Genomic DNA, 6,000 nt, shown 5'->3' on the forward strand with positions numbered 1-6,000 from the left:
AGTTTTGCAGTCACCAGAGCTCTGAACTTTGCCGGTAAATCTAAACAAATCCCCCTGCCACGCCCGGATTCTGGACGAGGGCTTCCGCTCAGCGGACCGGGGTCGCTACTGTCCCCGCAACGTAAACGCCCCGTGGCAGCGCCGCCGCGGAGCGCAGCCGGTGCCATGGCCTTGCTGGCGGCCTCTCCGCGCGTCGCCGATGGGACCGGTGCCGCATCCCGTGAGAGATCCCGCCGCACTCACCAAAGAGGGAGAGGGCGTCGTGACCGCGGAGACCTCCCAGACGCTCGACAGGGGACTGCGTGTCCTCAAACTGCTAGCCGACACCGACCACGGCCTGACCGTCACCGAGTTGTCCAACAAACTCGGTGTCAACCGCACGGTCGTCTACCGGCTGCTCGCCACTCTGGAGCAGCACGCCCTCGTCCGCCGGGACCTGGGCGGCCGCGCCCGCGTCGGCCTCGGCGTACTTCGCCTGGGCCGGCAGGTCCATCCGTTGGTACGGGAGGCCGCACTGCCCGCGCTGCGCTCGCTCGCCGAGGACATAGGCGCCACCGCACACCTGACGCTCGTGGACGGTACGGAGGCCCTCGCGGTCGCCGTGGTCGAGCCGACCTGGACCGACTACCACGTCGCCTACCGGGCCGGCTTCCGCCACCCGCTGGACCGCGGTGCCGCGGGCCGGGCCATCCTCGCCGCACGCCAGGGCGGACTGACCGATCCCGGCTACACCCTCACCCACGGCGAACTGGAGGCCGGCGCCAGCGGCGCAGCCGCCCCGCTGTTGGGGATCACGGGTCTGGAGGGAAGCGTCGGCGTGGTGATGCTCGCCGACTCCGTCCCGGAACGAGTCGGTCCGCGGGTGGTGGACGCCGCCCGCGAGGTCACGGACGCCCTCCGCTAGCCGAACGCGTGGGGGCGGGGAGGCGCGGTGCCTACGGCAGGCACCGTGTGTCCGGCACTGTGTGTCCGCACCGTGCGTGGGGGCGGGGAGGCGCGGCACGCCCGGCCGATACATTGGCCGGGTGCTCACACGTCTCTCCCGCCCCCGCGCCCTTGCCGTCAGCGCCGCCCCTGTGCTCGCGCTGTTCGCGATCGCGGCCTTCGCCCCGCTGCCCTTCTCGCTGGCGCAGCCCGGCCTGACCGCGAACGTACTCGGCGAGCAGGACGGCAAGCCGGTCATCACCATCAGCGGGGCACCCGTCCGAAAGACGGTCGGGCAGCTGCGGATGACCACGATCGTGGCGACCGGTCCGTCCGCGGAAGTGGATCTCGGAGACGTGGTCGACAGCTGGTTCAGGACCGACCGGGCAGTGATGCCGCGCGAGGCCGTCTATCCGACCGGCGGCAGCGACGCGGAGATCGAGAAGCACAACATCGAGCAGATGGAGAAGTCGCAGAGCGTCGCGACCGCCGCCGCCCTCCGCTATCTCGGCAAGGACCCGGACGAGGTGAAGGTGACCCTCGAGCTGGCGGACGTCGGCGGACCGAGCGCGGGCCTGCTGTTCTCGCTCGGCATCATCGGCAAGCTCGTCGGCGACGGCTCCGGCGCCGATCTCACCGGCGGCAAGAACATCGCCGGTACGGGGACCATCGCCGTCGACGGCAAGGTCGGCGCGGTCGGTGGCGTGGCACTCAAGACGCAGGCCGCGAAGCGCGACGGCGCCACCGTGTTCCTGGTGCCGAAGGCCGAATGCGCGGACGCCAGGGCGGAGTTGCCCACCGGCCTCCGGCTGATCCCCGTCACCACCCTTGAGGGCTCGGTGTCGGCTCTGCGGGCGCTCCGGACGGGCGGCTCGGTCCCGAGCTGCTGAGGTCCGCGTCCGGCGTGCGGCCGTCCGGGGTTGGACCGTTCGGCGTGCGGCCGTCCGGCGTGCGGTCCATCTGCCGCCAGGACGGGAACACCGCCGGGCCGAGCGTGGCCAGGAAGTACAGCCCGCCCAGCGCGAGCAGTGCCGTGGCCAGGCCCGCCTCCTCGATGAGGAAGCCGGCCGCCAGCCCGCCCAGGGGCGTGGTCAGCAGTACCCCGGCCGTGGACACGCCCGCGTACCTGCTGCGCAGTTCGTCCGGCACGCGTTCGTACACGACCGTGGTGAGGATCGGGTTGAGCATCCCGGCGGCCAGCCCGCCCGCTGCCATCGTCACGGCCAGCGGCACCGTGCCGTCCACCAGCGCCGCGACGACGAACCGCGGCAGTCCGCAGACCAGGAACGCGACGGTGAACAGCGCGCGCCGGGGGAAACGGTGCCCGACCGCGCCGTAGAGCAGCGCACCGAGCAGCGCACAGCCACCGAACACCGCCACCAGCAGGCCGATATCGGGCGCCCCACCGAGGTTGTCCTTCGCGTGGACGGGCAGCAGTACCGAGCTCCACCCCTGGTCCAGGCCGTTGGTGATCATCACCATCACGACGATGGCCAGCAGCAGCCGGGAGCGCAGCAGAAAGACGTACCCCTCCCGCAGCTCGTTGCGGTACGTGCTGAGGGAAACAGGTGCCGCGTTGCGCAGCGGCTCGGCGGCACGCACTCCCCGTACACCGCCTGCGATCAGCAGCGCGGAGAGCCCGAACGTCACGGCGTCCAGCAGCAGTACCGCCTCCGCTCCCATCACCGCGATCAGTACGCCGGCCAGCGCGGCCCCCGCCATCCGGGCGCCTCGCGAGACCGCGTCGAAGAGGCTCGCGGCTCGGGCCAGGGTGGTGCCCGCCTGCCCCGCGAGGTCCGGGACGAGGACGTAGCGGGCGGTCTCGCCGGGCGCGTGGAACAGGCCGGCGACGGCCATCAGGGCACAGAGCATCCAGAACTCGAGCGCCCCGGCATAGTGCAGCAGCGGAACCGAGCCGATCGCGAGCGCGCAGACCAGGTCGGAGGCGACGCTGATCCGGCGGCGGCCGACGCGGTCGACGACGGGGCCACCGAAGATCGCGGAGACGACCACCGGCAAGGTTGCGCAGAAGGCGACCAGCCCCGCCTTGCCGGGGCTGCCGGTGGTCTGGAGCGCGAACCACGGGACGCCGATCAGAGTGAGTGAATTGCCGGTGATCGAGACGGCGTTGGCGGCGAGGACGATGGCCAGCGGCCGGCGGTCGCGTATCTCCGCAGTGCTCCGAGATCCCCCCTGGGCCGTCATATCCGGACCGGGCGGGGTGGCATCTGCCGAGGTGACATCTGTACGAGACGCAGGCCCAGCTCGACCAGGGTCCAGCCCAGCCGGGCACGGAGGGCGGGCCGGGCAGGCCTCCGGTGGGTCGCGGCCTCGCGCCGCAGTTCGGCGCAGCGCAGCTCGTGGAGGTACAGGTGGGTGTCCGGGTGCAGCACAGTGTCCGTCCTCTCTCGGTCGTCAGTACTCGGTGCGTAGCCCTCAGCGCGCAGGTGCCCAGTGCGGAGCGCCCGACGCCCAGCGCCCAGTGCTCAGTGCTCAGTCGGTCGACCGCGGGAACGCGTGCAGGTGGATGCGTACCTGCGCGGCGTCCTGCGCATCCGGACCGGGGGCCAACGCCCGGTAACTCTCGACGAGTTCGTGCATCCGCTCGTTCATCTCGCGGGTCTGCCCGGGCGTCAGGCGCAGCGTGAAGTCGCTCATGTCCGAGCTCCGGCGCCAGGCATCCGGCCAGTCGTGCGCGGTGCCGAGCCAGGTGCTGAGCTCCTGAGTATGGATGGTCGCGACCTCGTGGAGAAAGAGGTCCGCGGCGCCGCGTACGGCGGGGTCGGCATCGTTGTACAGGGTCTCGTCGAAGGCGGTTCCGTCGTGGGCGGCCTTCCACCACCGCTCACGGCCCTTGCCGAGTGCCGGATCGTCCTCGACGAAGCCGTGCGCGGCGAGCTGCCGCAGGTGGTAACTGGTTGCGCCGCTCGACTCGCCGAGCCGGTCGGCCAGTTGGGAGGCGGTGGCGGGGCCGTTCTGGCGCAGCGTGGCCAGCAGGCGCATACGCAGTGGGTGGGCCAGGCCGCGGAGGGAGTGGGGGTCGAGCTTGCGGACGGTGCGTTCCACGGGGCTGGACTCGGGCTCGGGCATGGCTCAACCGTAGCTATGCAAAGAGTCCTTTGCAAGCAGTTCTTTGCAACGCACTCTTTGGAAGTGGCGGCGCGCGCCGGCCGCGGCACCCCGCCGGTCAGGCGCCCCGGTCCTCCGCGGCCTGCTCCACCAGCGGAATGATCCGCAGAGGCACGGGATTCTCCATGACGATCGCCGTGGACGCCCGCACGATGCCGTCAAAACCCACCACGCGGTCGATCACCCGTTGGAGATCGGCGTTGGACCGGGCCACCAGCCGGCACAACATGTCGCCGTGGCCCGTCGTGGTGTGCAGTTCCAGCACCTCGGGGACGGTGTCCAGATGGGCCCGAACGTCGGCGCCCTGCCCCTGCTTGATCTCCAGCGTCGCGAAGGCGGTGACGGGGTAGCCGAGGGCCGCGGGGTCGACCTGCGGGCCGAAACCCCGGATCACCCCCTGCGCCTGAAGCCGGTCGAGACGCGCCTGCACGGTGCCGCGGGCCACACCGAGGCGGCGGGATGCCTCCAGTACGCCGATCCGGGGCTCCCGGGCCAGCAGAACGATGAGCCTGCCATCCAGTTCGTCGATCCTCATGGCTCGTCTCCCGGTGGTCATCCTGTACAGAAAGTCCGGCGATCCTGCTCCTCCATTGAGCAGCTTGTCCAGGCGAACAACAAACTATTGCGCACCTTGCGGATCGGAGAGAGTCTGCCGCCATGACTGAGACCATGGATCACACCCCGGGCACCGCGCGTAAGGCAGACCCCTTCCCGGTCAAGGGAATGGACGCGGTCGTCTTCGCCGTGGGCAACGCCAAGCAGGCCGCGCACTACTACTCGACCGCCTTCGGTATGAGGCTCGTCGCCTACTCCGGACCGGAGAACGGCAGCCGGGAGACCGCCAGTTACGTTCTGACGAACGGTGCCGCCCGCTTCGTGTTCACCTCCGTCATCAAGGCCTCCACCGACCACGGCCGGTTCCTGGCCGACCATGTCGCGGAGCACGGGGACGGCGTCGTGGACCTGGCCATCGAGGTGCCGGACGCGCGGGCCGCGTACGAGTACGCCACCGCCCACGGTGCGCGGGGGCTTCAGGAGCCGTACGAGGTCAAGGACGACCACGGGGTTGTCGTCCTTGCGGCCATCGCGACGTACGGCAAGACCCGGCACACGCTGGTGGACCGGTCCGGCTACGACGGGCCGTACCTGCCCGGCTTCGTCGCCGTCGACCCCATGGTCGAGCCGCCCGCCAAGCGCACCTTCCAGGCCATCGACCACTGCGTGGGCAACGTCGAGCTCGGAAAGATGAACGAGTGGGTGGCGTTCTACAACAACGTCATGGGCTTCACCAACATGAAGGAGTTCGTGGGCGACGACATCGCCACCGAGTACTCCGCGCTCATGTCCAAGGTCGTCGCCGACGGCACGCTCAAGGTGAAGTTCCCGATCAACGAGCCGGCGATCGCGAAGAAGAAGTCGCAGATCGACGAGTACCTGGAGTTCTACGGCGGCGCGGGTGTCCAGCACATCGCGCTGGCCACGAACGACATCGTCGCGACGGTCCGCTCCATGCGCGCCGCCGGCGTGCAGTTCCTGGACACGCCCGACTCCTACTACGACACGCTGGGCGAGTGGGCCGGCGAGACGAGGGTGCCGGTCGAGACGCTGCGCGAGCTGAAGATCCTCGTCGACCGCGACGAGGACGGCTATCTGCTGCAGATCTTCACCAAGCCGGTCCAGGACCGTCCGACCGTGTTCTTCGAGATGATCGAGCGACACGGCTCGATGGGCTTCGGCAAGGGCAACTTCAAGGCCCTGTTCGAGGCCATCGAGCGCGAGCAGGAGAAGCGCGGCAACCTCTGACCGTCCCCTGCCGGGCATCGCCCCGGAGGCAGGCATGGCTGCGGCCCCACGAACTTGATCGTGGGGCCGCCTCGTCGGGACACGGGAAACGAAACAAAAAAGGCCCCCGCGAGAAAAAGAAGGGAGAGGCGAAGACGGGCGAAG

General features: G+C 70.0%; 7 protein-coding genes. 3 read left to right on the plus strand and 4 right to left on the minus strand.

Annotation, left to right across the window (positions count from 1 at the left end; translation table 11 throughout):
* Window positions 1–262 precede the first annotated feature (262 nt).
* Both AB0M62_RS27645 and AB0M62_RS27650 read left to right on the plus strand, forming a co-directional pair.
* Entirely contained in the window at window positions 263–904 is a 642-nt protein-coding gene (locus AB0M62_RS27645) for a helix-turn-helix domain-containing protein (protein WP_366077015.1), read from the plus strand.
* A gap of 121 nt (window positions 905–1,025) precedes the next feature.
* On the plus strand, window positions 1,026–1,814 hold the full coding sequence (locus tag AB0M62_RS27650) for a S16 family serine protease (protein WP_366077016.1): 789 nt from the start codon (window positions 1,026–1,028) through the stop codon (window positions 1,812–1,814).
* Here AB0M62_RS27650 and AB0M62_RS27655 read toward each other — a convergent pair.
* The 4 genes from AB0M62_RS27655 to AB0M62_RS27670 all read right to left on the minus strand — a co-directional run bounded on the left by AB0M62_RS27655 (window position 1,744) and on the right by AB0M62_RS27670 (window position 4,588).
* Complete coding sequence (locus AB0M62_RS27655) at window positions 1,744–3,129, minus strand: MFS transporter (RefSeq protein ID WP_366077017.1); 1,386 nt, start codon at window positions 3,127–3,129, stop codon at window positions 1,744–1,746. The two genes, AB0M62_RS27650 and AB0M62_RS27655, sit on opposite strands and share 71 nt — an antisense overlap.
* The gene (locus tag AB0M62_RS27660) at window positions 3,126–3,314 is read right to left on the minus strand and encodes a hypothetical protein (protein ID WP_366077025.1); all 189 of its coding nucleotides are present in this window, start codon (window positions 3,312–3,314) and stop codon (window positions 3,126–3,128) included. Before AB0M62_RS27660 ends, AB0M62_RS27655 begins: the two co-directional genes overlap by 4 nt.
* A 103-nt stretch (window positions 3,315–3,417) precedes the next feature.
* Complete coding sequence (locus AB0M62_RS27665; protein WP_366077018.1) at window positions 3,418–4,014, minus strand: helix-turn-helix domain-containing protein; 597 nt, start codon at window positions 4,012–4,014, stop codon at window positions 3,418–3,420.
* A gap of 97 nt (window positions 4,015–4,111) precedes the next feature.
* Window positions 4,112–4,588 carry an Lrp/AsnC family transcriptional regulator gene (locus AB0M62_RS27670; protein ID WP_366077019.1) on the minus strand — a complete coding sequence of 159 codons (477 nt, stop codon included), beginning with the start codon at window positions 4,586–4,588 and terminating at the stop codon, window positions 4,112–4,114.
* Window positions 4,589–4,710: 122 nt separating this feature from the next.
* Between AB0M62_RS27670 and hppD the strand changes: the two genes are divergently transcribed.
* On the plus strand, window positions 4,711–5,856 hold the full coding sequence (gene hppD / locus AB0M62_RS27675; protein WP_366077020.1) for a 4-hydroxyphenylpyruvate dioxygenase: 1,146 nt from the start codon (window positions 4,711–4,713) through the stop codon (window positions 5,854–5,856).
* Window positions 5,857–6,000: the final 144 nt, after the last annotated feature.

Origin of the sequence: Streptomyces sp. NPDC051219 (assembly GCF_040682335.1) — a bacterium.
GTDB lineage: Bacteria > Actinomycetota > Actinomycetes > Streptomycetales > Streptomycetaceae > Streptomyces.

Excerpts from the sequence above, each read along its gene's own strand:
- AB0M62_RS27655 (WP_366077017.1), bottom strand. The coding sequence starts at position 3,129 with ATGACGGCCCAGGGGGGATCTCGGAGCACTGCGGAGATACGCGACCGC.
- AB0M62_RS27665 (WP_366077018.1), bottom strand. The coding sequence starts at position 4,014 with ATGCCCGAGCCCGAGTCCAGCCCCGTGGAACGCACCGTCCGCAAGCTC.
- AB0M62_RS27670 (WP_366077019.1), bottom strand. The coding sequence starts at position 4,588 with ATGAGGATCGACGAACTGGATGGCAGGCTCATCGTTCTGCTGGCCCGG.
- hppD (WP_366077020.1), top strand. The coding sequence starts at position 4,711 with ATGACTGAGACCATGGATCACACCCCGGGCACCGCGCGTAAGGCAGAC.